Consider the following 23,686-nt stretch of genomic DNA (forward strand, 5'->3'; position numbering starts at 1 on the left):
ACACGATGCCGATGGTTGAGTTTTCCGCTGTCTTGGACTGCAATACAGGAAACGCTTGGAGCGTGTTGAAAAAATTTGGAGAGATTCATAAATGGCATCCGTCGATTGTCGAAAGCAGCATTGAGGACAACCAACCTGATGGATTGGTCGGCTGTATTCGCAGACTCACGCTGGCCGATGGTGCAGTTGTCAGGGAGCGTTTGTTATCGGTCGATGATCACAATACAACGCTATCCTACCGCTTCGAGGAGGCTCCATTAGCGCTGGACAACTATGTTGCCACGGTGAAATTGGCCTCTCTCACTGGACAGTCCAAGACGTTCATCAATTGGTCTGCAAGCTTTGACCTGCAAGATTTGAATACAGCAGACCACTACCAGGAACTCATACGAGGACTGATCGTGGATGGTCACAATAGTCTTCAGTTGTTTCTAATCCGGCATTAAAGAATTCAAGGAATTGACACGTCCAGTCCTGGCTAGGCAAGCATTTTAAACTTGAATGCAAAAGGGCATTTGGAAGCTGATGACATTCAGCTCAGTTGACTACTGCAGCCATCGCTGAACACCCGGGTTTCGATCAGGGTGTTTTATTTAACCAAGTGCATTGCTGGAGCTCTGGCGGGCCCTAGCCTGCGTGACGTTAGTACGAGGATTAAAAACTCAGGCCAATCGTTCGGCTGGCAGGATATGTACACCGGGCGGGGCGTTAGGGTCATATAAAGCAACGCCTGGGTCTGTTGGGCGCCGGGGTAAGCCTCCATCGCTTGGGCAGCAGAGGCCTTTCGAGCCCAAGATTGCCACCAGCAATCGGTTGGCGAGAACGAATTCGTTGCGATGGTTGCCGATCACGCCAAGGCGTATCAAGGCTAAGGCTGCACTAAGGCCCGACGCTCGCGCGAGATCAAATGCTGGAACAGGAGGCGACCGAACTTACCGGCACCGCACGCCTGAGTTCCAAAATTTTACGCTCATGTACAGCTCCCCATTCCCGCATGGCACTCACCAAAGGCGCGAGAGAGCTACCTAATTCTGTCAGCGAATACTCCACCTTTGGCGGCACCTCGCGATAGATTTCGCGATGAATAATCCCATCAACCTCCAGCTCTCTCAGCTGCAGTGTCAGCATCCTCTGAGTGATATCTGGTATCAGGCGTCGCAGTTCGTTGAAGCGCTTCGTTCCTGACATCAGGTGAAACAGTATGAGCGATTTCCATTTTCCGCCAATGACATCGACAGTAAACGCGACGGGACAAGCGAAGGCCTCAATTTCATCCTGAGGGTTACATTTTTTCACTGTTATCACCACGGTATAAAAAGTGTGCCTACAGCACAAAATTGTGCGTACTTACGCGAAAGTGCTCCGTAAGCTAGCATCATTCGATATTGAACACTATGGAATCCGCTTGATGAGCTTGTTGTTATCCCCACATGAAATTAAAGGCCTAAAACTGAAAAACCGGGTCGTCATGTCCCCTATGTGCATGCACATGGCAGCGGATGATGGCTTTGTCACTGACTGGCACCGCGTTCATTATGGAGCTCGTGCTCTGGGTCAGGCGGCGCTGATTTTTCCCGAAACGTTGGCTATTCAGGCTGACGGTCGTATCGGTGCCGGTGACCTTGGTATCTGGAGTGATGAACACGTTGTCGGCTTAAAGTCTCTGACTGAACTGCTTCACAGCTTTGGTGCAAAAGCTGGTGCCCAGATCGGTCATGCAGGGCGCAATGCCGATCTGCCCAACCTTATTCATATCGCACCTTCGGCGATTCCGTTCACGGATACCAGCCCTGTGCCTCGCGCACTCTTGGCTGATGAAATTCCGGATTTGGTAAAGCTCTATGGCGATGCCGCACGACGCGCCAGTGAAGCGGGCTTTGATGTGCTCGAGATCCATGCCGCTCATGGTTATTTGCTGAATGAGTTCCTCTCCCCACTCGCCAATACCCGCGATGACGAATATGGCGGTGATGCCCAGCGTCGCTATCGCTTCCTGCGCGAAGTGCTGGATGAAGTCAAAACCCATTGGGGCGATCGTCCGCTGTTTGTTCGTATCTCCAGCTCTGATTACGCCGAAGGCGGAAACACGCCTGAGTCATTCCTTGAATACGGTCGCTGGATGAAAGAGCAGGGCGTCGATCTGATCGACTGCAGCTCCGGCGGGATCAAGATGATCAAGGTTCAGACCTATCCAGGTTACCAAGTCCCGGCTGCTGAGTTGCTGCGTAAGGAACTGCATATTGCTACAGGGGCCGTGGGTGTAATCCAGAGTGGTCGTCAAGCCGAAGAAATCCTGCAGAACGGCCGAGCCGACCTGGTGTTTGTCGGGCGGCAAATGCTGCGTGATCCATTCTGGGTGCGCACTGCAGCGGATGATTTGAAAGAAATCATTGAGATTCCTGCTGCCTACACTCGTTACGGTTCTGTATGGCTTGATACCAAAGCGTGAATTAGTCCAGGTCCTAAGCGGGCGGCTGGGAGGTGCTAGTCCTCAACCCAATCCAACGAAGCAGGAGTAAAACCATGAGCAAACCTACTTACGTACACGAATACCAAGCCATCACCGAGGTGCTGAACAAGTACATTGAGGGCTGCAAGCAAGCAAAGAGCAGCATCATGAAGTCTGCTTTCAATGAGCAAGCGACGATGTTTAGCGTCGATGGAGACGGTAAGCTGGCCGGCGGCGCAATTGCAATCCTGTTCAAGGGGATCGACGAGGGTTTTCGCCCATCTCCAGATGCACCGGCAGCTATCGTACGCATTGAGATTGTCGGTACGGCGGCTAGTGCGCGCATCGACGCCAACGACATATCAGGCATTTCCTTCACCGACTTTTTCCATTTGTTGAAAGTCGATGGCCAGTGGACGGTCGTCAGCAAGATCTTTCACATCCACGTCGCGTCTTGAACCGCTGTCGTCCTTGAGTCTGCGGTAGTTGAGGCTTCCCAGCACTCAGACATAAAAATGGAAACGTCATGAAAACCCTTACCTCTGCTCTCGCTCCTACCGTCGTTGCCCTTGCGCCTGGTACTGCCTCCGCCACCATATACCCGGGAGTTGAGCACAACACGGCGAAACTCTTGCAATCGCTTGAAGGTGGCCAGACGCTCGACTCCATGACGCCGGTCGATGCCCGTGCCGCGCTGGCGGGTGCCCAGGCTGCCCCCCAAGTGGCCTTGCCGGCAGCTGATGTCAGCGAGATGACGATACGCGTCAACGGCAGCGATCTGAAGTTGACCATCGTGCGCCCGGTCGGTAGCCAACAGAAGACGCTGCCCGCGTTCATGTATTTCCACGGCGGCGGCTGGGTGTTGGGCGACTTCCCGACCCACGAACGACTGGTGCGTGACCTGGTGGTAGGCTCAGGTGCGGTGGCGGTCTTCGTCAACTACAGCCTCTCGCCAGAGGCGGCATATGGCGTCGCCACCGAGCAAGCCTATGCCGCGACAAAATGGGTCGCCGAACATGGCGAAGATATCAAGGTAGACGGCACTCGCCTCGCCGTAGCCGGCAACAGCGCAGGCGGGAACATTGCCGCCGTAGTTGCCCTGATGGCCAACGAGAAGGGTAAACCCGCACTGAGCTCGCAAGTGTTGCTGTGCCCAGTGACAGACTCCAACTTTGACACGCCGTCGTACAAGGAGTTTGCCAACGGCTATTTCCTGACGAAGGACATGATGGCGTGGTTCTGGGACAATTACGCATCCGACGCCGAGGTACGCAAACAGATTTACGCTTCTCCACTGCTGGCCACGAGCGAGCAGTTGAAGGGCCTGCCGCCGACGCTGATCCAAACGGCGGAATTCGATGTCCTGCGCGATGAAGCTGAAGCTTACGGCCGCAAGCTCGACGCTGCAGGCGTACCCGTGAAGACGGTTCGCTACAACGGTATGATTCACGATTTCGGGCTGTCGAACGCGTTCAGCCATCTGCCGACTCCCCGCACCGCGATCGAGCAGGCATCTCAAGAGCTCAAAACCAGTCTGAGTGAGTAGTTTCAAAAAACAAAGAGTCCGCAGGTTACGGTGAATCTGCGGAAATTATCTTTGAAAACACATCGTTGGTTCACTACGAAGCTAAATTAACACCAAAGTTTTTCGGAACGCCCGCTGTGTTTTTTGCAGTTGAGCATAAATTGATAATCGAATTACTTATTAAGTTAAGAGTAGAAAAATGAAAATTACTTCTATCAAGATTTTGTTTTTTGTCGCCCTGATTTCGAGCTTTGGCGCGATTGCTCAAGCAGAAAACCTACCGGGCGACCCACAAGTCATCAGTAATAAAACAATGGTCAAACCTATGTACGTAGACGAATACCACGCTATCACTGAGGTATTGAACAAGTACATTGAGGGCTGCAGGCAGGCCAAGAGCAGCATCATGAAGCCTGCGTTCAGCGAAAAAGCAACGATGTACAGCGTCGGTGCCGATGGCAAGTTGTCTGGCGGAGCAATTCAAATCTTGTTCGATGGGATCGACAAGGATTTTCGCCCATCTCCTGACGCAAAGGCTGCTATCACGCGCATAGAGATCGTCGGTACTGCCGCTAGTGCTCGAATCGACGCCAACGGTATGTCAGGCATCTCTTTCACTGATTTCTTTCATCTGCTGAAAGTCGAAGGCAAGTGGACTGTGGTTAGCAAGATTTTCCAAACGCATGTAGCGCCCTAATTATTTGAGCCGTCCGGCGGCTTAGTCTCGACTAGGACTTCGGCGCTGCAACCCTTCGATAAAAGCTACCGACTTGAGTAAGTGGTGTCGATACTCCACCGCCGGATGCCCCAGTCGTTTCTTGAGTCTACGAGATTTTGATTACTACCTTACGAAATGCGCCCCTGGCCAAATGCTTGTGCCCTAAGGTTCGGCTATGTGTAGAGCGCTGGATTACTGCCTTAAACGTTGGGCAGCGCTCTCGCGCTACATCTACGACGGTGGCGTGCCCATTGATAATAATTGGTGTGATAACCAAATCCGACCTGGGCTCTTGGACGCAAGAACTGCTCTTCGCCGGATCGCTACGCGTTGGGAAACGGGCGGTTGCGATCATGAGTTTGATCCAGTCTGTGCGACTCAACGGGCGAGTGAGATTGATCAACTACTCCCGCACCAATGGATTCAGGCCTGACTTACGCAATGTGAGTAGGCTGCGCAGAATTGTTTTCTTTGAACCTCGCTTCCGCAATCAAATCGTCTACCTTTCTGGCGACACTGTGACGTATGGGCAGGTTGCGAGCATCCTTGAACGTGTTCTGGGACGCCCATTCAAACGGAACGTGTGGACAGTTCCGTACCTTATCCAAGAACTGGAGAAAGACCCCACTCATCACATCAAAAAGTATCGCGCTGTGTTCGCACAAGGCAGAGGCGTGGCGTGGCCTAAAGATTCCACTTTCAACGAGCAGCAGTCGATTCAAGTCACCGCCGCCAAGCAGTGGGCTCGGAAAAACCTTGCGGACAATTGAACGTAAAAGTATGTAGCCGAACGTTCCCGCGCCCGGGATTTACCTGCTAAGAAGCTCCTTTACCCGATAGAGGGTGTTGATGACCGAGGCTGAAAGGTGGAGCACGGTTGCGTCATAGTCGAAGGGGTAGAAGATTAACCTCGGTTCAAAAATTTTGAAATTTCTCTGCGACAGCTGTGTTGGTAAACGGGTTTCGAAAGTTTCGACTGATTGTGATTTCAAGGGGGCGTCTTGGCCGGACGCTTACGCAGAAGCATCACTGCTGAGCCATCTAGCTTACGGAAATGTAATCACCCCGTTTGCTGGCTTGTGGCATCTTCCGACTTAACACACCGGCTCTTCAAAATGTGTACCCATAGGGGCACATCCTAGTGCAGGCACTGACATCCGACTGACGGGGCATTAATCGGTATGCAATCCAAAACTTCTCGGCGCACCTTTGTGAAAGGTCTCACCGCAGGCGGGATTCTCGGTGGCCTAGGGCTTTGGCAGACGCCTATATGGGCGGCACCTCGCTTGGGCGAAACCAATGTCCTGTCAGGTACAGAGTTCGACCTCTTTATTGGGGGAACTCCGGTAAATATCACTGGAAAGCCTCGGACAGCCATGACAATCAATGGCGGGCTTCCGGGGCCTCAGCTGCGCTGGCGCGAGGGCGATACCGTGACCTTGCGGGTCAAGAACCGCCTTAAGGATATGACTTCTATCCACTGGCACGGGATTATCCTTCCCGCGAACATGGATGGTGTTCCGGGCCTCAGCTTTCATGGGATCGAGCCTGACGGCACGTATGTTTATCAATTCAAGGTCAAGCAGAACGGAACGTACTGGTATCACAGTCACTCCGGTTTCCAAGAACAAGTTGGCGTATACGGCCCGCTGGTCATCGATGCCAAAGAGCCGGAGCCTTTTGAGTATGACCGCGACCTCGTGGTGATGCTTACCGACTGGACGGATGAAGATCCTGCTTCGCTGATGAAAACACTGAAGAAGCAGTCTGATTACTACAACACCCACAAGCGAACAGTCAGTGACTTTATCCATGACGTAGCTGACAAGGGTTGGTCAGCAACCGTCGCTGACCGAAAAATGTGGGCAGAAATGAAGATGAATCCCACTGACATTGCAGACGTCAGTGGTGCGACGTACACCTACCTGATGAACGGCCAGGCTCCGAACTCCAACTGGACAGGCACGTTCAAACCCGGCGAGAAGCTCAGATTGAGGTTCATCAATGGTTCAGCCATGAGCTACTTTGATGTTCGTATTCCGGGTTTGAAGATGACTGTTGTAGCTGCCGATGGCCAGTATGTTAAGCCGGTGAGCGTAGACGAGTTCAGGATTGCCACTGCCGAGACTTACGATGTGATTGTCGAACCCACTCAGGACGCCTACACACTGTTTGCGCAGTCGATGGATCGGTCGGGATACGCCAGAGGCACCTTGGCCGTCCGGTCTGGCATGACTGCCCCAGTACCTGAGCTTGACCCTCGTCCTCTCGTCACCATGGCCGACATGGGTATGGCCGGTATGGATCATGGTGCGATGTCTGGTATGGGCGATATGGCTGGAATGGATCACAGCAAAATGTCTATGGGTGGTATGGGGGAAATGCAGTCGCACCCAACCACAGAATCCAACAATCCTCTCGTCGATATGCAGGCAATGTCGACGTCGCCAAAGCTTGATGATCCTGGCATGGGCCTTCGCGAAAATGGTCGAAAGGTACTGACGTATTCTGATCTTAAGAGCACGTTTGAAGACCCAGATGGCCGCGAGCCAAGTCGAACTATCGAACTGCACTTGACCGGTCATATGGAGAAATTTTCCTGGTCGTTCAACGGCGTGAAGTTCTCCGATGCCGAGCCGTTAAAACTGAAATACGGTGAGCGAGTTCGGATCGTTCTCGTTAACGACACCATGATGACTCATCCCATCCACTTGCATGGCATGTGGAGCGATCTTGAGGATGAGAACGGCCAATTCCTTGTCCGCAAACACACTATTGATATGCCACCAGGGTCAAAGCGCAGCTACCGAGTAACAGCCGATGCGCTCGGGCGCTGGGCCTATCACTGTCATCTCCTGTACCACATGGAAATGGGGATGTTCCGCGAAGTGCGTGTAGAAGAATGAGGAGTCGACTTATGAGCAATTATTTTTGCGGGACTCGCATGCACTCAGCAGTATTTACATTTGCTATAACTGCTGGTTTTGTCTTGCCGGCAGCCGCTGAAACAAGCCGGGGTGCCGAAGACGGGCAGATGCAGACCATGGATCACAGCCAAATGCAGGGTATGGATCACGGCAAGATGGACGATATGGATCACAGCCAGATGCAGGGCATGGATCACAGTAAAATGGAGAGTATGCAGCCCGCCAAGCAACCACAAATCCAAAGCCGGACTCCGATTCCGCCGCTAACCGATGCCGATAGAGCCGCAGTCTATAAGTCCCCAGGTGGTCACCAAGTTCATGACACAGCCCTCAACTCATTTTTTATATTTGAGAAGCTGGAATGGCAGGATGCTGACGATGGAAGCGCGCTGAACTGGGAAGCACAAGGTTGGATAGGGGGTGATGTTGATCGGCTATGGTTGCGCTCCGAAGGCGAGCGCACTAATGGGAAGACTGAAAAGGCTGAAGTTCAAGCTTTATGGGGACACGCCATTAGCCCTTGGTGGGATCTAGTCGGAGGGGTGCGTCAAGACTTCAAGCCAGGCGACCCTCAGACGTGGGCTGCTTTCGGTATCCAAGGCTTGGCGCTCTACAATTTCGAGGCCCAAGCTACTGCTTATTTGGGTGAAGGTGGCCAGACCGCAGCGCGTTTAGAAGGGAATTACGACATTCTCTTAACTAATAAGCTGATTCTGCAACCGACGGCAGAATTCAATTTCTATGGCAAAAACGATCCTCAACGCGGGGTTGGTTCAGGGCTGTCTGAAAGTGAGGTTGGTTTGCGGCTTCGGTACGAAGTCCGCCCGCAATTCGCACCTTACGTCGGTGTAACTTGGAATCGGGCTTATGGCAGAACCGCAGACTATGCCCGCGAGGAAGGCGAAGATAACAACGAAGCACGCCTAGTGCTCGGCGTCCGAGTGTGGTTCTGAAACAAAGTTAGCGGTACTAAATAATTATCTAACCTCATTACAACAGCTTCGCGCTGTGAGGAGCCTTGCATGTCCGTATTCAAATCCTGTGTTGTGGCCGTCGCTCTTTCTTCTAGCCTGCTGCTCAGTGCAGTTGCCCAAGCTCACCCGAAGCTGCTGTCTTCAACTCCGGCTGAGGGCGAGAGCGGGCTAGCTCCTGCGAAGATTGAGCTGCATTTTTCCGAAAACCTGGTGACCAAGTTTTCCGGAGCCAAGTTGGTCATGACGGAAATGCCTGGTATGTCACACGCCCCAATGGCTGTGAAAGCCAGCGTGGCCGGCAGTAGCGATCCTAAAACCATGATCTTGACTCCGGCATCTCCTCTCACTGCGGGCACCTACAAAGTCGAATGGCGAGCGGTCTCCTCCGATACCCATCCGATTACCGGCAGCGTTACGTTCAAAGTGAAATAAGCATGGGCGACCCATTGAACGTGGCGCTGCGCCTCGCGCTTTATCTCGATCTGATGCTCTTGTTCGGACTGGCGGTATTTGGACTGTACAGCTTTCGGGGTAAAGAGCGCGTGTCTGGAACGTTGTTGCATTTTGGGTCGCTACTGGCTGGCACCGCTGCTATGGGTATGCTTTTGTCCATAGCATTTTTTGTCGTTATGACGCGCAATATGAGTGGCGCCGCTGACTGGGACGAGCTGCGACCTCACATAGAAATGATGCTGTACGAGACTGAGATCGGCTATAGCTGGTTGACGCGCATGATTTCGCTAGCAGTGGTGGTTTTTGCCGCAAGCCAGAGCAAGAGATGGCCAACAGGGAGTCTCTGGGTTGCTACCTTGGCAGGCAGCACCGCGTTGTCAACGCTCGCATGGACAGGTCACGGGGCGATGGACGAAGGTACCCAGCGGTTCTGGCACTTTGCAGCTGATATTCTCCACCTACTTGCTGCTGGCGGCTGGATTGGCGCTCTCGCAGCGTTTGGACTGATGTTGAGGATTAAGGGGGCTGATTCGGAGCAACTCGTAAGAGTGCTTTCAAGAGCGCTCAAAGGGTTTGAAACAGCGGGCGCACTCATTGTGGGTACGATCATAGTGACAGGCGTCGCTAATTATCTCTTCATCGTCGGGCCGACGGTAACTGATGTCATATCCAGCCCCTATGGCGTCCTTTTACTCGTGAAAATCGTACTGTTCGCCGGCATGATCGGGCTTGCTACCCTCAATCGCTTCTATCTGAGCCCTGCTCTTGAGCGCTCATTGCAGGCCGGTGACTATTCTCTGGCAGCGACTGCTTTGAGAAAAAGCGTTGTGCTGGAATCCACCTGTGCTGTCGTCATCGTTTGCCTGGTGGCTTGGCTAGGAACCTTGAGCCCCTCAATCGAGATGGCTCAGGGGTGATCAGGAAGCCAGATCAGAGCGGCCTTGAGGGCATTCAGATCTGGGCAAAGGCTATCGGCTGATCGGGTACTGCGAGACTACTTCCTGCGCCCCCGCCTTGGTGACTCCCAAGACTTTATATGGCTGATGGTTTTGGCCGTATTCCATGCCTGGAGAACCTGCGGGCATGCCTGGGACTGCAATTCCTGCTAGGTCTGAACGACCACTCAGCTTCTTGATTTCATCGGCTGGGACATGACCCTCTACGAATTTTCCGCCAATTACAGCCGTATGGCATGAGGCGAGTTCCTGTGGCACGCCCAGGCTCTGCTTGATAGCGCTCATATTGCTTTCTACGTGGTCGACCACCTTGAATCCATTCAATTCAAGGTGCTTAACCCACTCCTTGCAGCACCCGCAGTTCGCGTCACGATGTACATCAATTATGAGCTGCTCAGCTGCCTGCGCGACACCACAAATCATCAAGGCCACGGCCAGCGATAGCTTTAGTTTGAACATTCGATGCACCTCGTCACGTTTTAGTGTGCGGTTGCCCTGTATGCCCCAGCCTTGGGTCACGAGTCGTGCTTCCGCCTTGGTTGGAAGGTAGGTTAAGCGCAAAAAGCTCAGATCGCTGATTACATTTTTGTAAGCTGCCTTCCAGCTCACTTCACCCAAGCCACCACACACCGACCTGTCGTGCCAGGGCGCGATCCGCTGACTGTTGAGGCAATTACATTTACGTAAGCTTGCGCACAAGTTGTCAGATTGGTAGCACACTAGAACACCGCAAACCGGAGCCCGTGTATGAAACTCTTGGTCGCAGAAGACGAACCCAAAATCGGAATGTACCTACAGCAGGGTCTTGTGGAGGCTGGCTTCACTGTCGACCGAGTTGTTACGGGAAAAGAGGCGTTGCACCAGGCGCTAAATGAGACCTACGATCTTCTGATCCTAGACGTAATGATGCCGGGCGTGGACGGCTGGGAGGTCATTCGATCTGTCCGTACAGCCGGGAGCTCAGTTCCTGTGCTATTTCTGACAGCAAGGGATGGGGTTGATGACCGGGTCAAAGGCTTGGAATTAGGAGCGGACGATTATCTAGTCAAACCTTTCGCATTTTCCGAGCTGCTTGCTCGTGTCAGAAGCTTGCTTCGCCGTGGTTCCGCCGTACCCAACCAAACATCTATCAAAATCGGCGATCTGGAGGTCGATTTTCTGAAACGACGTGCCTCGCGCTCAGGTCGACGCATTGACCTCACCGCCAAGGAGTTCTCCCTCTTAGAACTCCTTATGCGCCGTAGAGGGGAAGTCCTCCCAAAATCACTGATCGCATCGCAGGTTTGGGATATGAACTTCGACAGTGATACCAACGTGATCGAGGTCGCGATTCGCCGGCTCCGGGCCAAAATCGATGATGATTTCGACACCAAGCTGATTCAGACCACTAGGGGAATGGGCTACATGCTAGATGCTCAAGATACAGAATGAAGCGTGTATCTCTTACCTTCCGTTTGAGCATGATGTTTGTCTGTGCAGTGGTAGCTGTGCTGGTTTTAGCAGGCTTTACCTTCGATGCGTTCAGCAGGCATCACTTCAAAGCGCTCGACCGTCAGGCGATGACGGAAAAGCTCGAATCCATTCGGCAAATTATGGATGGCGAAGCTGGCTCAGTAGGCTCTTCAGAAGTGGTGTTGCAACTACAAGCTCTCCTTGGTGCTCATCAGGAACTCTCAGCCTCGATTACCACCAAGGGAGGGAAGACAATTTTCGCTACACCGAATGCAGTTGGACATCCCCCTACCTACTCTGGTGACCCAGAGAAAGATGTGTGGGAGTGGACGGCTGGAGGCCATACGTACCGAGGCATGCAGGCCCAAGTTCATTTGGTAAGTGACACCGAGGCATTGACCGCGTGGTTGAGTCTGGACATCACCAGCCATATGCATTTCTTTGAAACTTTACGCTGGTGGTTGGTGATTGGGCTGGCTATCAGCGCGTTGGTCAGCGCAGCTTTAGGGTGGCTGGTGGCGCGCAGCGGTTTGAAGCCGGTCGCTCAAGTGACGAAAGTAGCGGCTTCGATGTCAGCTGGATCGCTAAAGGAGCGCATTCCGTTCGACTCGGTGCCTCGTGAGCTTGAGAGCCTCGTCTCTTCGTTCAACGCCATGCTTGCTCGCCTTGAAGAGTCTTTTGTTCGGCTGTCCAACTTTTCAGCCGATATTGCGCATGAGCTACGAACTCCTATCAGCAATCTGCGTACCCACACCGAAGTCATCCTTTCAAAGAAACGTGCGCCGGATACCTATGAAGAGAATCTCTATTCCAACCTAGAGGATCTGAACCGGCTCTCCAGCATTATTGACGGCATGCTTTTCTTGGCGAAGTCGGACAACGGTCTGGTTCTACCTGCCAAAGAGAAAATCGAGTTACGTTCGGCCGTCGAAAAACTCTTCGAGTATTACCAGTTACTGGCAGACGACACCGGGGTAAAGCTACAGGTCTCTGGGCACGGCACGGTGTACGGTGACAGGACTATGCTAGATCGGATGATCTCCAATTTGCTGTCCAATGCGCTCAGGTATACCCCCCATAACTCTACGATCTCCGTGAGAATCGAGCCCGATGGCAACATGATCAACTTGTCAGTGGAAAACCCCGGCGAGGAGATAGCGGTACAGCATTTGCCCCGGTTGTTTGACCGTTTTTACAGAGTTGATCCTGCACGTAGAGAGGGCGCCACGAACAATGCGGGGTTAGGTTTGGCAATCGTCAAATCGCTGGTTGATGTACATGACGGCACCGTTGGATGTGTCTCCAAGGAAGGTTATACGACCTTTATGATCAGCCTGCCCGCCAAAGATTGCTAAACAGCTGCTGCTTTCTAACGCAGCAGATGCACTGCCAAACCGGCGAGCGCGCAGGCCATCAGCACCTGGATGACGCCCCGCTTGAGGCGGAACAAAGCAATTGCCGCTGCAATGGCGATCAGTGCAGAGGGCCAGTCGAGGTTGCCGCCGAAGCCCTTCGGCCAAAGCACGTGATAGCCGAAAAAACACGCCAGATTGAGGATTACGCCCACCACCGCTGCTGTAATAGCAGTAAGTGGCGCCGTGAACTTGAGTTCGTTATGGGTCGACTCCACCAGCGGGCCGCCCGCAAGAATGAACAGAAATGAGGGCAGGAAGGTGAACCATGTCACTAGGGAGGCCGCGACAGCTCCAGCCAGAAACACCTCATCCGCCCCAAACACTTGCGAGACATAGGCCCCGACAAAGCCGACGAAAGCCACCACCATGATCAGCGGCCCTGGCGTGGTTTCCCCCAAAGCCAGCCCGTCGATCATCTGTGTCGGGGTTAGCCAGCCATAGTGACCGACTGCGCCTTGGTAGACATACGGCAACACAGCGTAGGCCCCGCCAAAAGTCAATAACGCCGCCTTGGTAAAGAACCAACTCATCTGGGTCAATGTGCCTTCCCAACCAAAGAGCGCGGTCAAAATCCCCATTGGCAAAGCCCATAGCACGGCGCCGATCAATACGAGTGACGCCAGTTTGAGCCAACTGAACTGGGCATGTTCCGGGGACGGAGTGTCGTCATCGATCAAGGCTGGGCCGAAGGACTTTTTGGCAGCGCTATGCCCCCCGGTTCTGAACTTCTCCGGAGCCAAACGCCCTCCGAAATAGCCAATTAACGCTGCCCCCAAGACAATCAGCGGGAAAGGAACATTGAATGCAAAGATTGCTGTAAATGACGCAGCCGCTATCGCCCACAGCCAATTGTTCTTCAATGCCCGAGAGCCGATCCTATGTGCCGCCTGCACCACGATAGCCGTCACGGCGGGTTTAATGCCATAGAAGAGTCCGGCCACCACGGGTACTTCACCAAATTCGATGTACACCCACGACAGCGCGATCAGGATGAAAAGTGAGGGCAGCACAAAGAGCACCCCGGCGATCACTCCTCCCCAGGTTCGATGCATTAGCCAGCCAAGATAGGTCGCCAACTGCTGAGCCTCTGGCCCAGGCAGCAACATGCAGTAGTTGAGAGCGTGTAGGAATCTGCGCTCGGAAATCCAGCGTCGCCGCTCTACAAGCTCCTGGTGCATGATCGAGATCTGTCCCGCAGGCCCGCCGAAGCTGATGAACCCTAGCTTCAGCCAGAACCAGAATGCCTCACGCAAACTGATTGGTTCAGGCCTCGACAGATCCTCTTCAACCGCTGATGCAAAAACCTTACTCATTGGGTTGCTCCTCTTTCACGAACCCCGCGAGCAGGCCATCGAAGATTGCAGTTGCAGCTGCCAGCAGATGGTTGTCATGGGTAATGGTTTCGCGCAGCCCTGCAAGCAGCTGCTCCGATCAAACTGTCTCCACCGACCTATTGCGAACTAAGCCAAGCTTCCATTTTTTGCAGCTTTCCTAGCTCGAAAAGCTGTGGCGTTCCCAGATCAAACATCGCAAATAATCGCCGTTTTTCTGCTTGAGAGGGCAACCATTCAGCGACCTCGACATTGCAGTGCGCGGACTTGCTCAGTGCCCACCTCACAATCATGTCGGATGCGGCTCGGTAGTGATCCGCCATGTACAGCTGTCGACCTTATACAGACCAGCCGCGCTGTGCCATTCGGTCAGTAACGTCGATGATACCCACGTCGCAAAAAAACTGGTGGTATCTGGATAATGGATGCCCGCCGTTTCACACGCTGAGCAACATACTTGTGAACACGGGAAACTGTTATCCAATCCTCACCCTGTAACGAACTTAAAGCCCGCCTATCGCGGCGGGCTTTTTAATTTTTAGATCCCCGTCCTATCGTAAGACGGCCCACGATGCAGATGCCATCGCTCCTGGTCATATGCAAGGCTCTCCCTACTGCTTTTGCGGATCAAATTGTTTGTCTCGGATGAACAACGCAGGAATCACACCGCAAATAAGGTAAGCAGCACCCATCACTAGAAAACCTACGCCAATAGAGCCGTGTGACGCCAGGAAGCCAATGGCAGCTGGTGCGATCGCCGCACCCACTCGGCCTATGTTATAGGCGCCTCCAACCGCCGACCCACGTAGTTTTGCCTCGAAGCTTTCGGTCATGTACGTCGCATTCACCCCGTACGGAATGCCATACAAAAAGCCAAACACCACCAGCATCCACAGGATGTTTTCCTGGCTTTGGAACAGCACGATCACCGGCAGAAAAATAGCTGTTCCCAGTGCGCCAAAAGCAAATACGCTTCGACGTCCAATGCGGTCGGCAGCCATGCCTGCGAGAATTTTGCCGAGGATCATGGCGGTATAGGTGCCTACCATGTAGCCGGTCATGGACTTGAGGCTCATGCCCAGTTCACTTTCCAGATAGGTTGGCATCCAGTTGTTCACGCCGTAATAGCCGAACTGGAGGAAGCCGGCCGTCAGCGCCCAACAAAAAAACATCCGACGTGCCTGCGGATCACTGAAAATTTGCTTGTACATACTCTCGCGTTTGACGACTGCCCCATGACGGATGCCTGCGAGTTTTTCTTTGGCTCGCTCGGCCTGGGCATTGATCCAGGCCTGCGGTTCCTGTACGAACCGTTGCATGACCAGAGCAAGTATCACCGGGATAATCGCGATGTAGAAAAGCCAGCGCCAGCCATGGATAGGCAGGATCCAACCAGCCAGCAGGGTCGCGACGATGTAGCCCACAGACCAGCCGGCCTGCAGGGTGCCAAGCACTGTGGTGCGGTAACGGGTTGGGACGTACTCGGACATCAACGTGTTGCACGCTACGTAAAGCGCGCCGATGCCCAATGAAGCCAGGAATCGGACGGTCGCGAACTGCCAATAACTGTGCGTCAGGCCCAGGGCGGCAGTGCCGATGGAGAACAGCAAAATACTCCAGACCACTGTTTTGACTCGGCCGAACCTGTCACACGCCCAGCCGCCGAAGATTCCGCCAATCGCCATGCCGGCCAGGGTGAAACTACCCAGGCTGCCGGCCTCGACATGCGTGAGGCCAAACTCAGCTTTCAGGCTATTGAGGCTGTATGACAGCAACATCAAGTCGGCGCCGTCGATCAACAAGCCAAGAAAACAAAAAATGAACACCAGTACCCAGGTATTGGATTTGGCGTGCGCAGTCGCGCTTGCATGAACAGCAGCGTCCATAGAGGGCCTTACCTTTATTGTATTTATTAGGGTGGAGTAGAGCAGGGAAGGGCGTGCCTTAGCCTTGAGCGTCGCGAATCATGTTCCGCGCAATCACGATCTGTTGAATCTGGGTAGTGCCCTCATAAATGCGAAACAGGCGTACATCGCGGTAGAAGCGCTCAATCGCGTATTCGCTGACGTAGCCGGCGCCGCCATGGATCTGCACGCAGCGATCGGCAACGCGCCCGCACATTTCCGTGGAGAACATCTTGGCGCACGAGGCTTCGGTGCTCACGTTATGGCCATCATCGCGCTTGCGGGCAGCATCCAGGACCATGCAGCGGCTGGCGTAGATTTCCGCTTTGCTGTCGGCCAGCATCGCCTGGATTAGTTGGAATTCGGCGATGGGTTTACCGAATTGTTTGCGCTCCAGCGCATAGCGCAGGGCATCATCGAGCATCCGCTCAGCCGCTCCTACGCTCAAGGCCGCAATGTGCAGGCGGCCTTTGTCGAGGACTTTCATGGCGGTCTTGAAACCCACGCCTTCGACGCCGCCAATCAATTGGCTGGCTGGCACGCGAGCGTTTTCAAAGATGACGTCGCAGGTGTGCGCGCCTTTATGGCCCATCTTGTGGTCGGGCTTGCCCAAGGACACACCGGGTGTACCGCGCTCGACGATAAACGCACTGATACCGCCAGCGCCTTTTATTTCGGTGCTTGTACGAGCCATCACGGTATAGATGCCGGCATGGGGCGCGTTGGTGATGAAACGCTTGGTGCCATTGAGGATGTAACTGTCGCCATCCCGCACCGCACTGGTCTTGAGCGAGGCGGCATCAGAGCCGGCATCGGGTTCAGTCAGGCAGAAGGAACTGAGCAGCTCGCCGCTGGCAAGCTTGGGCAGGTAGTGCTGTTTCTGCTCTGCAGTCCCATCCAGGAGGATACCGATGGAGCCAATCCCGTTGTTGGTGCCGATGTAGGAGCGAAATGCCGGGGATGTGCGCCCCAATTCAAAGGCGATATTCACCTCTTCCTCCATCGTCACGCCCAGCCCGCCAAACTCTTCCGGCAGCGTCAGGCCAAACAGCCCCATGGCTTGCATATGCTCGACGATGTCCTGGGGGATCGCGTCGGTGTCAGCCACCTCATTTTCGCGAGGAATCAGCACTTCACCGACAAATTGGCGAAGTGAATCCAACAAAATCTGCAGGGTTTCGGTATCACGGATCATGTGCGCTCCTAACGCTCGCAGGCGAGCGGTTCTTTTATTAGGGCGCCGTTACTCCGTTGCGTCAGCGAGCAGCGGCACCAATGTTGTTAACCATGTTGATCAGCCGCGGCCCGATATCGTCCATCAGTCGTTCACGCGGCAGTTGAAAACTCGGTCCGCCGCAGTTGAAGGTCAGCAACCCGTACTGCGGATGCAGCAGCGGTACCGCTACCGAGTTCACGTCGCGATGCCACTCGCCGATCGACAAGCAAAAGCCATAGTCGGCGTAATCTCTGAATGCTCGGTCCAGCCCCTTGCGAATGGTTGGCCACTGCTCCGATTCACGCTGGCGGATGTGGTCGAGCAAAAACTCCCGTTCGGTTTCGGGCATTGCCGCGAGGCATGCGCGGCCTACCGAGCTCTGTGCCAGTGGCAAGTAACTGCCGGTCTGGCGGCGCATGGTCATGTTGCCCTGACCCTGAACCACATCCAGGTAAACCATCTGCAGGCGATCGCGGGATGCCATGGCGACAGCCGCTTGCGCATGATTGGCGAGCTCCTCCATCAACGGATGGGCCACCGTGCGTATCGCCAGGTTCGATAGCATCGCGTAGCCAAAACCCAGCACCCCAACATCCAGCTGATACTTGCCGGAATGCACTTCTCGTTTCAGGCAGCCTAAGCGCATCAACGTATTGGTCAGGCGAGTCACAGTCGGCTTGGGCAGGCCCGTCATGCGTGCCAGCTCTTGATTACCCAACACGTTGTCGCGCGGGGTAAAGCAGCGCATCAACTCCAGCCCGCGTGCCAGCGCCGTTACGAACTGGCCGCTGTTTTCGTCGTCGCTCAATGCGCTGGCGGGGTCAAGCATGCCCATCTTCAGTAACCCGATTTCGTCCGCTCCCGTTGTCGTGTCGGCGGCCTGTTGATCTGCTTTGATGCGAGCCATGGTAGAACCCCCTTTTAAAAAAATGCAAGAAAATAAAACTAAGTTTCGCCTGACGAAATTGTATGTGCTGGCGTATTAAAAACCAAGTGACTTATTTTAAGTTCTTACGGCCGAGTAAATTCTGGGGTTTAAGCGTGTTTTTTCTTTTTCTGTTTACAGGCCTTTACGAGGATACCTATGATTGTTATTAATTACGGAATCCAGTTTCGTCTAGCGAAACAATAATAAGAGGTCGATATGAACTCCCATCAAGAGCCCGTCGTGCATCTGCACATACAAGACGATGCGGTCGCTGTCGTGCGCATTGAACGGCCCGAAGTCAAGAACGCGCTCAACAGTGCCGTACGTGAACAACTGGCCGATATCTTTCGCGCTTTGGCCGTGAATGGCCGCGTGCGTTCAATCGTCCTCACTGGCGGCGAGCAGTGCTTCGTCGCTGGGGCTGATATCCGCGAGTTTGCTCAGGCCAGCCCCGTCGAGATGTATCTTCGCCACACGGAACTCCTGTGGGACGCTATCGCTCGCTGCCCCAAGCCGATCATCGCCGCAGTGAATGGGTTCGCCCTGGGCGGCGGCTGCGAACTGGCGATGCACTGCGACATCATTGTTGCCGGTCAATCGGCGCGCTTCGGTCAACCCGAGGTCAAGCTTGGCCTGATGCCGGGAGCCGGCGGCACTCAACGGCTGATCCGCGCTGTCTGCAAATTCCAGGCCATGCGAATAGCCCTGACCGGATGCCTGGTGCCTGCACCCGAGGCACTTGCCATGGGCATGGTCAGTGAAGTGGTTAGTGATGAGCTCACACTGCCCCGAGCCCTCGAACTGGCAGCGCAAATAGCCGCGTTGCCGCCTCTGGCCGTCGCGCAGATCAAAGAAGTCATGCTGCTCGGTGCCGACCTGCCTCTGGAGAGTGCGCTGGCATTGGAGCGCAAGGCGTTTCAGTTGCTGTTTGATTCCAGGGATCAAAAGGAAGGCGCCAATGCGTTCCTTGAAAAACGCAAAGCAACCTTCACTGGAGAATGACCCATGGCACGTGAAATCAAACGGATGGCTGTCGTGGGCGCGGGTGTCATGGGGACGGGTATTGCTCAGATAGCGGCCCAGGCCGGTGTTGAGGTCATGCTGTTCGACAACCGTGAAGGCGCCGCGCAGACCGCTCGCGAAAACCTGCAACAGACCCTGGACAAGTTGGTAGCCAAAGGCAAAATCTCGGCCAGTGATGCCCAGGCAACCCTTGAGCGCCTGCGTGTTGCCAGCGCATTGACTGATCTCAGCGATGTTGACCTGGTGGTCGAAGCCATCATTGAACGCCTTGATGCCAAGCAAGCCTTGCTCGCCCAGCTTGAGGCCGTCGTTCGCGACGATTGTATTCTTGCCACCAATACTTCTTCGCTCTCGGTCACCAGCATCGCTCGCGAGTGCCGCAAGCCTGAACGTGTGGCGGGGTTTCACTTTTTCAATCCGGTGCCGCTGATGAAGGTGGTGGAGGTCATTGATGGCCTGGCCAGTGACCCTGGCGTCGGTGACAGCCTGCAGGCATTGGCCACGAGGATGGGGCACCGCGGGATCCGCGCCAAAGACACCCCCGGCTTCATCATCAACCACGCGGGGCGCGCTTACAGCACCGAAGCCTTACAGATACTCAAGGAAGGCGTGACCGAGCCCGCCGAGATCGATCGCATTCTGCGCGAAGGCCTGGGTTTTCGCATGGGCCCGCTGGAGCTGTTCGACCTGACGGCACTGGATGTATCCCACCCAGTGATCGAGTCTATTTATAACCAGTTCTACCAGGAACCCCGTTATCGTCCTGCCGCGCTGACCCGCCAAATGCTTGAGGCTGGCTATGTGGGGCGTAAGGTGGGGCGTGGTTTTTACCGCTATGCCAACGGCCAAATGGTCGACGTGCCGCAACCCCAGTCCGTGCCCGTCGTAGAGGCTATGCCACCGGTGTGGTTGGGTACCGAAAACGATGCCGACCGTGCCAGCCTCCGCGCATTGTTGGAACGACTGGGCGCCCAGGTAGAGCAGGGCAGCACTCCTTCTGACGCTGCGCTTTGCCTGTTGGCGCCCTATGGCGTTGACGCGACAAACGCGGCGCAACGTTTTGGCGTAGACCCGACGCGCACGGTGTGCATTGACCCTCTGCTGGATTGCACGCGCTACCGCACGCTGATGATCACACCGGCGACCCGCACTGATATGCGCCATGCCGCCCATGCACTGTTGGCTCGCGACGGTGTGGGCGTCAGTGTGATCAATGACAGCGTCGGCTTCGTCGCTCAGCGGGTATTGGCGCTAATCGTCAACCTGGCGGGCGATATCGTCCAGCAGCGCATTGCCAGCGTTGAAGACCTGGATGAAGGCGTGCGCCGTGGGCTGGGTTACCCGCAAGGCCCGCTGGCCTGGGGCGACAGTGTCGGCCCCCAACGTTTGCTGACCATCCTCGAGCGCATGACCGATCTGACCGGCGACCCGCGTTATCGCCCCGGCCCCTGGCTGCGCCGTCGCGCGGCCCTGGGCCTATCGCTGTGCCACCCAGAACCGACACTGACCTGACCTTTCAACGCTTAGGAAACTGCCATGCTCGATGCTTATATTTTTGCGGGGTTACGTACGCCTTTCGGTCGTCATGCGGGCGCACTCGCGCCGGTACGGCCTGACGACCTTGCGGCCCACGTGATTCGGGAATTGCTCGCGCGCAACGCCATCCCCGGCGATGCCATCGAGGACGTGATTCTCGGCAATACCAATCAGGCCGGTGAGGACAGTCGCAATATTGCGCGTCACGCGGCGCTGCTTGCTGGGCTGCCTGTCACTGTGCCTGGACAGACGGTCAACCGCTTGTGCGCCAGCGGACTGGCAGCGGTGATTGATGCGGCGCGCGCAGTCACTTGCCACGAAGGCGAGCTGTTTGTGGCGGGTGGGGTGGAGAGCATGTCACGCGCGCCCTTTGTCATGGCTAAAGCCGAGGCGGCCTACAGCCGGGATTTGACGGTGTACGACAGCACCATTGGCGCGCGTTTCCCGAACCCGAAAATTGTGGCGGAGTTTGGCAACGACACCATGCCGCAGACCGGCGACAACGTGGCGCAGGAATACGGCATCGACCGTGAACAGGCCGACGTTTTTGCGGCCCGCTCGCAGGCCAATTATGAAGCCGCGCGCGAAAGCGGTTTCTTCGACGATGAAATACTGGCCGTCAGCGTGCCCACTGGCCGTAAAACGCCGCCCAACCTTGTGGAGCACGATGAGCACCCACGCCCGCAATCTGACCTTGCGGCGTTGAGCCGCCTGCGACCGCTGCACGAGGGCGGGGTGGTCACCGCCGGCAATGCGTCGGGTGTCAACGATGGCGCCGCTGCGTTGCTGATCGGCACGCGTGCGGCCGGCGAGCGCCATGGTTTGGTGCCCATGGTGCGTATCCTGTCGAGCGCGGCTGCCGGTGTCGCCCCTCGTATCATGGGCGTGGGCCCGGTGGAGGCAATCAATAAAGCGCTGGCACGGGCAGACCTGACGTTGGCGGACATGGATATCATCGAAATCAACGAAGCATTTGCCAGCCAGGTTCTGGGTTGCCTCAAAGGGCTGGGCGTGGCGTTCGACGATCCTCGCGTCAACCCCAATGGCGGCGCGATTGCGGTGGGTCACCCCTTGGGTGCCTCCGGTGCGCGTCTGGCGCTTAGCACTGCGCGAGCCTTGCAGCGCAGCGGTAAGCGCTACGCCGTGGTGAGTCTGTGTATCGGTGTCGGCCAAGGGCTGGCGATGGTGATCGAGCGTGTGTAATCGCTCAAGCAAAGGTGAAATGACATGGGTGCTTTGACTGGATACCGCGTACTCGACTTGAGCCGTGTGCTTGCCGGCCCCTGGTGCGGGCAAACTCTGGCCGATCTGGGCGCAGAGGTGATCAAGGTCGAACGGCCAGGCGCGGGCGACGATACCCGTGGTTGGGGCCCGCCCTGGATGAAAGGCCAGAGCGATGAGTTGACCTCTGAAGCGTCGTATTACCAATCGACCAATCGCGGCAAGTTGTCGGTAGCGCTGAACCTGGCCAGCCCGCAAGGGCAGGAATTGGTGCGTGCGCTGGCGACCGATTGTGATGTACTGATCGAAAACTACAAGGCTGGCTCCCTGGCAAAATACGGGTTGGATTACGCCTCGTTGTCCCAGCTGAACCCTCGGCTGGTGTACTGCTCCGTCACAGGCTTTGGGCAGACTGGCCCGCGCGCGGCCGAACCTGGTTACGACTTCATTGTGCAGGGCATTGGCGGGCTGATGAGTATTACCGGCGAGCGCGATGACTTGCCTGGCGGCGGCCCGCAGAAGGTTGGCGTGGCCTTCTCTGATCTAATGACCGGCCTCTATTCCACGGTTGCCATCCAGGCGGCTTTACTCAGCCGCGAAAAAACCGGTGTAGGCCAACACATCGATATGGCGCTGCTGGACGTGCAGGTCGCTACCTTGTGCAATCAGAGCCAGAACTACCTGGCCTCGGGCAAACCACCGGGGCGCTACGGCAATGCTCACGCCAATATCGTGCCGTATCAGGTGTTCCGTGCCAGCGACCAGGACTTCATCATCGCCTGCGGCAACGACTCGCAATTTGTCGCGCTGTGCGACGCCATCGGCCTGGCACATCTGCCGGCAGACCCTCGCTTTACACGTAACGCCGACCGTGTGGCCAATCGCGAAGCGATCATTGAGATCTTGTCAGGGCACTTCCTTGAGGGGCGTGCACAGGAGTGGATTGACCGAGTCCATCCGCGTGGCGTGCCTATCGGTGCGATCAACAGCATCGCCCAGGCCCTGGATGAACCTCAGGTCAAGGCGCGCAATATGCTGGTGACGATTCCACATCCATTAAAGGCGGACTTCGTGACGGTCGGCAGCCCGATCAAGATGTCCGGCACACCGGTGGAATACCTGCGTCCGGCGCCGATGCTCGGTGAGCACACGGATGAAGTGCTCAAGCGTCAGCTGGGTTTGGATGACGAGCGTCTGGCGCAGTTGAAAGCCAGCGGCGTGATCGAGCAACTGGGCGAGCGCTGATCTTTTTTCCCGGTATGCCGGTGGCATATCGGGTTCACTAAGTTGCTATGGAGTTATTCATGAAAGTCCTGGTAGCCATCAAACGGGTGGTCGACTACAACGTGAAAGTTCGCGTCAAGGCGGACAATTCCGGCGTCGACCTCGCTAACGTCAAGATGTCGATGAACCCTTTCTGCGAAATCGCCGTGGAAGAAGCCGTACGCCTGAAAGAGTTCTCTATAAAAGAAGGGCGCGTGGCGACTGAAATCGTCGTGGTTTCCATCGGCCCGACCACTGCTCAAGAGCAGCTGCGTACCGCGCTGGCACTGGGCGCCGACCGCGCCGTGCTGGTTGAGTCCGCTGAAGAGCTGACCTCCCTGGCCGTTGCCAAGCTGCTCAAAGCCGTTGTCGACAAGGAACAGCCTCAGTTGGTG

22 protein-coding genes and 3 pseudogenes are annotated in these 23,686 nt (G+C 55.5%); 18 read left to right on the forward strand and 7 right to left on the reverse strand.

What is annotated here, in order from left to right:
* Window positions 1–5: 5 nt before the first annotated feature.
* Window positions 6–446: an SRPBCC family protein gene (locus ACR52_RS20925; RefSeq protein WP_048728947.1), complete on the forward strand. Its 441-nt coding sequence runs from the start codon at window positions 6–8 to the stop codon at window positions 444–446.
* 457 nt (window positions 447–903) lie between these two features.
* On the opposite strand, the gene ACR52_RS20930 is transcribed toward ACR52_RS20925, so the two are convergent.
* The gene (locus ACR52_RS20930; RefSeq protein ID WP_048728949.1) at window positions 904–1,296 is read right to left on the reverse strand and encodes a winged helix-turn-helix transcriptional regulator; all 393 of its coding nucleotides are present in this window, start codon (window positions 1,294–1,296) and stop codon (window positions 904–906) included.
* Between the two features lie 112 nt (window positions 1,297–1,408).
* On the opposite strand from ACR52_RS20930, the gene namA reads away from it, so the two are divergent.
* The 10 genes and pseudogenes from namA (at window position 1,409) to copD (ending at window position 9,963) form a co-directional block, all read left to right on the forward strand.
* Window positions 1,409–2,449, forward strand: coding sequence for an NADPH dehydrogenase NamA (gene namA / locus ACR52_RS20935; RefSeq protein ID WP_048728951.1), 1,041 nt, complete (start codon window positions 1,409–1,411; stop codon window positions 2,447–2,449).
* A 74-nt stretch (window positions 2,450–2,523) separates the two neighbouring features.
* Window positions 2,524–2,907 carry a nuclear transport factor 2 family protein gene (locus tag ACR52_RS20940; protein WP_048728954.1) on the forward strand — a complete coding sequence of 128 codons (384 nt, stop codon included), beginning with the start codon at window positions 2,524–2,526 and terminating at the stop codon, window positions 2,905–2,907.
* A gap of 68 nt (window positions 2,908–2,975) precedes the next feature.
* Entirely contained in the window at window positions 2,976–3,995 is a 1,020-nt protein-coding gene (locus ACR52_RS20945) for an alpha/beta hydrolase (protein WP_048728955.1), read from the forward strand.
* 292 nt (window positions 3,996–4,287) lie between these two features.
* The gene (locus ACR52_RS20950) at window positions 4,288–4,671 is read left to right on the forward strand and encodes a nuclear transport factor 2 family protein (protein ID WP_048729028.1); all 384 of its coding nucleotides are present in this window, start codon (window positions 4,288–4,290) and stop codon (window positions 4,669–4,671) included.
* Window positions 4,672–4,858: 187 nt separating this feature from the next.
* Window positions 4,859–5,125, forward strand: a pseudogene (locus ACR52_RS29625) (IS66 family transposase); the annotation flags it as partial.
* A gap of 28 nt (window positions 5,126–5,153) precedes the next feature.
* Window positions 5,154–5,462, forward strand: a pseudogene (locus ACR52_RS20955) (aromatic alcohol reductase); the annotation flags it as partial.
* Between the two features lie 411 nt (window positions 5,463–5,873).
* Window positions 5,874–7,598, forward strand: a complete 1,725-nt coding sequence (locus ACR52_RS20960; RefSeq protein ID WP_048728960.1) for a copper resistance system multicopper oxidase — start codon at window positions 5,874–5,876, stop codon at window positions 7,596–7,598.
* 11 nt (window positions 7,599–7,609) lie between these two features.
* Entirely contained in the window at window positions 7,610–8,572 is a 963-nt protein-coding gene (locus ACR52_RS20965; RefSeq protein ID WP_048728961.1) for a copper resistance protein B, read from the forward strand.
* A 69-nt stretch (window positions 8,573–8,641) separates the two neighbouring features.
* A complete protein-coding gene (copC, locus tag ACR52_RS20970; protein WP_048728963.1) occupies window positions 8,642–9,025 on the forward strand; it encodes a copper homeostasis periplasmic binding protein CopC in 384 nt (127 codons plus the stop codon).
* Window positions 9,026–9,027: 2 nt separating this feature from the next.
* A complete protein-coding gene (gene copD / locus ACR52_RS20975) occupies window positions 9,028–9,963 on the forward strand; it encodes a copper homeostasis membrane protein CopD (protein WP_048728964.1) in 936 nt (311 codons plus the stop codon).
* Window positions 9,964–10,014: 51 nt separating this feature from the next.
* Here copD and ACR52_RS20980 read toward each other — a convergent pair whose 3' ends face one another.
* A complete protein-coding gene (locus tag ACR52_RS20980) occupies window positions 10,015–10,461 on the reverse strand; it encodes a DUF411 domain-containing protein (protein WP_048728966.1) in 447 nt (148 codons plus the stop codon).
* 288 nt (window positions 10,462–10,749) lie between these two features.
* Here ACR52_RS20980 and ACR52_RS20985 point away from each other — a divergent pair, with 288 nt between their 5' ends.
* Both ACR52_RS20985 and ACR52_RS20990 read left to right on the forward strand, forming a co-directional pair.
* A complete protein-coding gene (locus tag ACR52_RS20985) occupies window positions 10,750–11,433 on the forward strand; it encodes a heavy metal response regulator transcription factor (RefSeq protein ID WP_048728967.1) in 684 nt (227 codons plus the stop codon).
* Window positions 11,430–12,809, forward strand: a complete 1,380-nt coding sequence (locus tag ACR52_RS20990; protein WP_048728968.1) for a heavy metal sensor histidine kinase — start codon at window positions 11,430–11,432, stop codon at window positions 12,807–12,809. Before ACR52_RS20985 ends, ACR52_RS20990 begins: the two co-directional genes overlap by 4 nt.
* Before the next feature lie 14 nt (window positions 12,810–12,823).
* On the opposite strand, the gene chrA is transcribed toward ACR52_RS20990, so the two are convergent.
* The 5 genes and pseudogenes from chrA to ACR52_RS21010 form a co-directional block, all read right to left on the reverse strand.
* Complete coding sequence (gene chrA, locus ACR52_RS20995; RefSeq protein ID WP_048728974.1) at window positions 12,824–14,182, reverse strand: chromate efflux transporter; 1,359 nt, start codon at window positions 14,180–14,182, stop codon at window positions 12,824–12,826.
* Window positions 14,175–14,297, reverse strand: a pseudogene (locus tag ACR52_RS31350) (chromate resistance protein ChrB domain-containing protein); the annotation flags it as partial. The pseudogene ACR52_RS31350 and the gene chrA, both read right to left, overlap by 8 nt.
* Before the next feature lie 514 nt (window positions 14,298–14,811).
* A complete protein-coding gene (locus ACR52_RS21000; RefSeq protein ID WP_048728976.1) occupies window positions 14,812–16,086 on the reverse strand; it encodes an MFS transporter in 1,275 nt (424 codons plus the stop codon).
* 58 nt (window positions 16,087–16,144) lie between these two features.
* The gene (locus tag ACR52_RS21005) at window positions 16,145–17,299 is read right to left on the reverse strand and encodes an acyl-CoA dehydrogenase family protein (protein ID WP_048728979.1); all 1,155 of its coding nucleotides are present in this window, start codon (window positions 17,297–17,299) and stop codon (window positions 16,145–16,147) included.
* 61 nt (window positions 17,300–17,360) lie between these two features.
* On the reverse strand, window positions 17,361–18,227 hold the full coding sequence (locus tag ACR52_RS21010; protein ID WP_048728982.1) for an IclR family transcriptional regulator: 867 nt from the start codon (window positions 18,225–18,227) through the stop codon (window positions 17,361–17,363).
* A 237-nt stretch (window positions 18,228–18,464) separates the two neighbouring features.
* On the opposite strand from ACR52_RS21010, the gene ACR52_RS21015 reads away from it, so the two are divergent.
* The 5 genes from ACR52_RS21015 to ACR52_RS21035 form a co-directional block, all read left to right on the forward strand.
* The gene (locus ACR52_RS21015) at window positions 18,465–19,250 is read left to right on the forward strand and encodes an enoyl-CoA hydratase (protein WP_048728984.1); all 786 of its coding nucleotides are present in this window, start codon (window positions 18,465–18,467) and stop codon (window positions 19,248–19,250) included.
* A 3-nt stretch (window positions 19,251–19,253) separates the two neighbouring features.
* Entirely contained in the window at window positions 19,254–20,783 is a 1,530-nt protein-coding gene (locus ACR52_RS21020; protein ID WP_048728986.1) for a 3-hydroxyacyl-CoA dehydrogenase, read from the forward strand.
* Window positions 20,784–20,807: 24 nt separating this feature from the next.
* Window positions 20,808–22,010 (forward strand): 3-oxoadipyl-CoA thiolase, encoded by a 1,203-nt coding sequence (locus tag ACR52_RS21025; protein WP_048728988.1) that lies wholly within the window; start codon window positions 20,808–20,810, stop codon window positions 22,008–22,010.
* A gap of 24 nt (window positions 22,011–22,034) precedes the next feature.
* Complete coding sequence (locus ACR52_RS21030) at window positions 22,035–23,273, forward strand: CaiB/BaiF CoA transferase family protein (RefSeq protein ID WP_048728990.1); 1,239 nt, start codon at window positions 22,035–22,037, stop codon at window positions 23,271–23,273.
* A gap of 59 nt (window positions 23,274–23,332) precedes the next feature.
* Window positions 23,333–23,686 (forward strand): electron transfer flavoprotein subunit beta/FixA family protein (locus tag ACR52_RS21035; protein ID WP_048728992.1); only part of this gene is annotated, 354 nt, incomplete at its 3' end.

It is taken from the genome of Pseudomonas fildesensis, assembly GCF_001050345.1.
GTDB lineage: Bacteria > Pseudomonadota > Gammaproteobacteria > Pseudomonadales > Pseudomonadaceae > Aquipseudomonas > Aquipseudomonas fildesensis.

What these genes read in the sequence shown, in the direction of transcription:
- ACR52_RS20925 (WP_048728947.1), top strand. Translation starts at nt 6, where the DNA reads ATGCCGATGGTTGAGTTTTCCGCTGTCTTGGACTGCAATACAGGAAAC.
- namA (WP_048728951.1), top strand. Translation starts at nt 1,409, where the DNA reads ATGAGCTTGTTGTTATCCCCACATGAAATTAAAGGCCTAAAACTGAAA.
- ACR52_RS20940 (WP_048728954.1), top strand. Translation starts at nt 2,524, where the DNA reads ATGAGCAAACCTACTTACGTACACGAATACCAAGCCATCACCGAGGTG.
- ACR52_RS20945 (WP_048728955.1), top strand. Translation starts at nt 2,976, where the DNA reads ATGAAAACCCTTACCTCTGCTCTCGCTCCTACCGTCGTTGCCCTTGCG.
- ACR52_RS20950 (WP_048729028.1), top strand. Translation starts at nt 4,288, where the DNA reads ATGGTCAAACCTATGTACGTAGACGAATACCACGCTATCACTGAGGTA.
- ACR52_RS20960 (WP_048728960.1), top strand. Translation starts at nt 5,874, where the DNA reads ATGCAATCCAAAACTTCTCGGCGCACCTTTGTGAAAGGTCTCACCGCA.
- ACR52_RS20965 (WP_048728961.1), top strand. Translation starts at nt 7,610, where the DNA reads ATGAGCAATTATTTTTGCGGGACTCGCATGCACTCAGCAGTATTTACA.
- copC (WP_048728963.1), top strand. Translation starts at nt 8,642, where the DNA reads ATGTCCGTATTCAAATCCTGTGTTGTGGCCGTCGCTCTTTCTTCTAGC.
- copD (WP_048728964.1), top strand. Translation starts at nt 9,028, where the DNA reads ATGGGCGACCCATTGAACGTGGCGCTGCGCCTCGCGCTTTATCTCGAT.
- ACR52_RS20980 (WP_048728966.1), bottom strand. Translation starts at nt 10,461, where the DNA reads ATGTTCAAACTAAAGCTATCGCTGGCCGTGGCCTTGATGATTTGTGGT.
- ACR52_RS20985 (WP_048728967.1), top strand. Translation starts at nt 10,750, where the DNA reads ATGAAACTCTTGGTCGCAGAAGACGAACCCAAAATCGGAATGTACCTA.
- ACR52_RS20990 (WP_048728968.1), top strand. Translation starts at nt 11,430, where the DNA reads ATGAAGCGTGTATCTCTTACCTTCCGTTTGAGCATGATGTTTGTCTGT.
- chrA (WP_048728974.1), bottom strand. Translation starts at nt 14,182, where the DNA reads ATGAGTAAGGTTTTTGCATCAGCGGTTGAAGAGGATCTGTCGAGGCCT.
- ACR52_RS21000 (WP_048728976.1), bottom strand. Translation starts at nt 16,086, where the DNA reads ATGGACGCTGCTGTTCATGCAAGCGCGACTGCGCACGCCAAATCCAAT.
- ACR52_RS21005 (WP_048728979.1), bottom strand. Translation starts at nt 17,299, where the DNA reads ATGATCCGTGATACCGAAACCCTGCAGATTTTGTTGGATTCACTTCGC.
- ACR52_RS21010 (WP_048728982.1), bottom strand. Translation starts at nt 18,227, where the DNA reads ATGGCTCGCATCAAAGCAGATCAACAGGCCGCCGACACGACAACGGGA.
- ACR52_RS21015 (WP_048728984.1), top strand. Translation starts at nt 18,465, where the DNA reads ATGAACTCCCATCAAGAGCCCGTCGTGCATCTGCACATACAAGACGAT.
- ACR52_RS21020 (WP_048728986.1), top strand. Translation starts at nt 19,254, where the DNA reads ATGGCACGTGAAATCAAACGGATGGCTGTCGTGGGCGCGGGTGTCATG.
- ACR52_RS21025 (WP_048728988.1), top strand. Translation starts at nt 20,808, where the DNA reads ATGCTCGATGCTTATATTTTTGCGGGGTTACGTACGCCTTTCGGTCGT.
- ACR52_RS21030 (WP_048728990.1), top strand. Translation starts at nt 22,035, where the DNA reads ATGGGTGCTTTGACTGGATACCGCGTACTCGACTTGAGCCGTGTGCTT.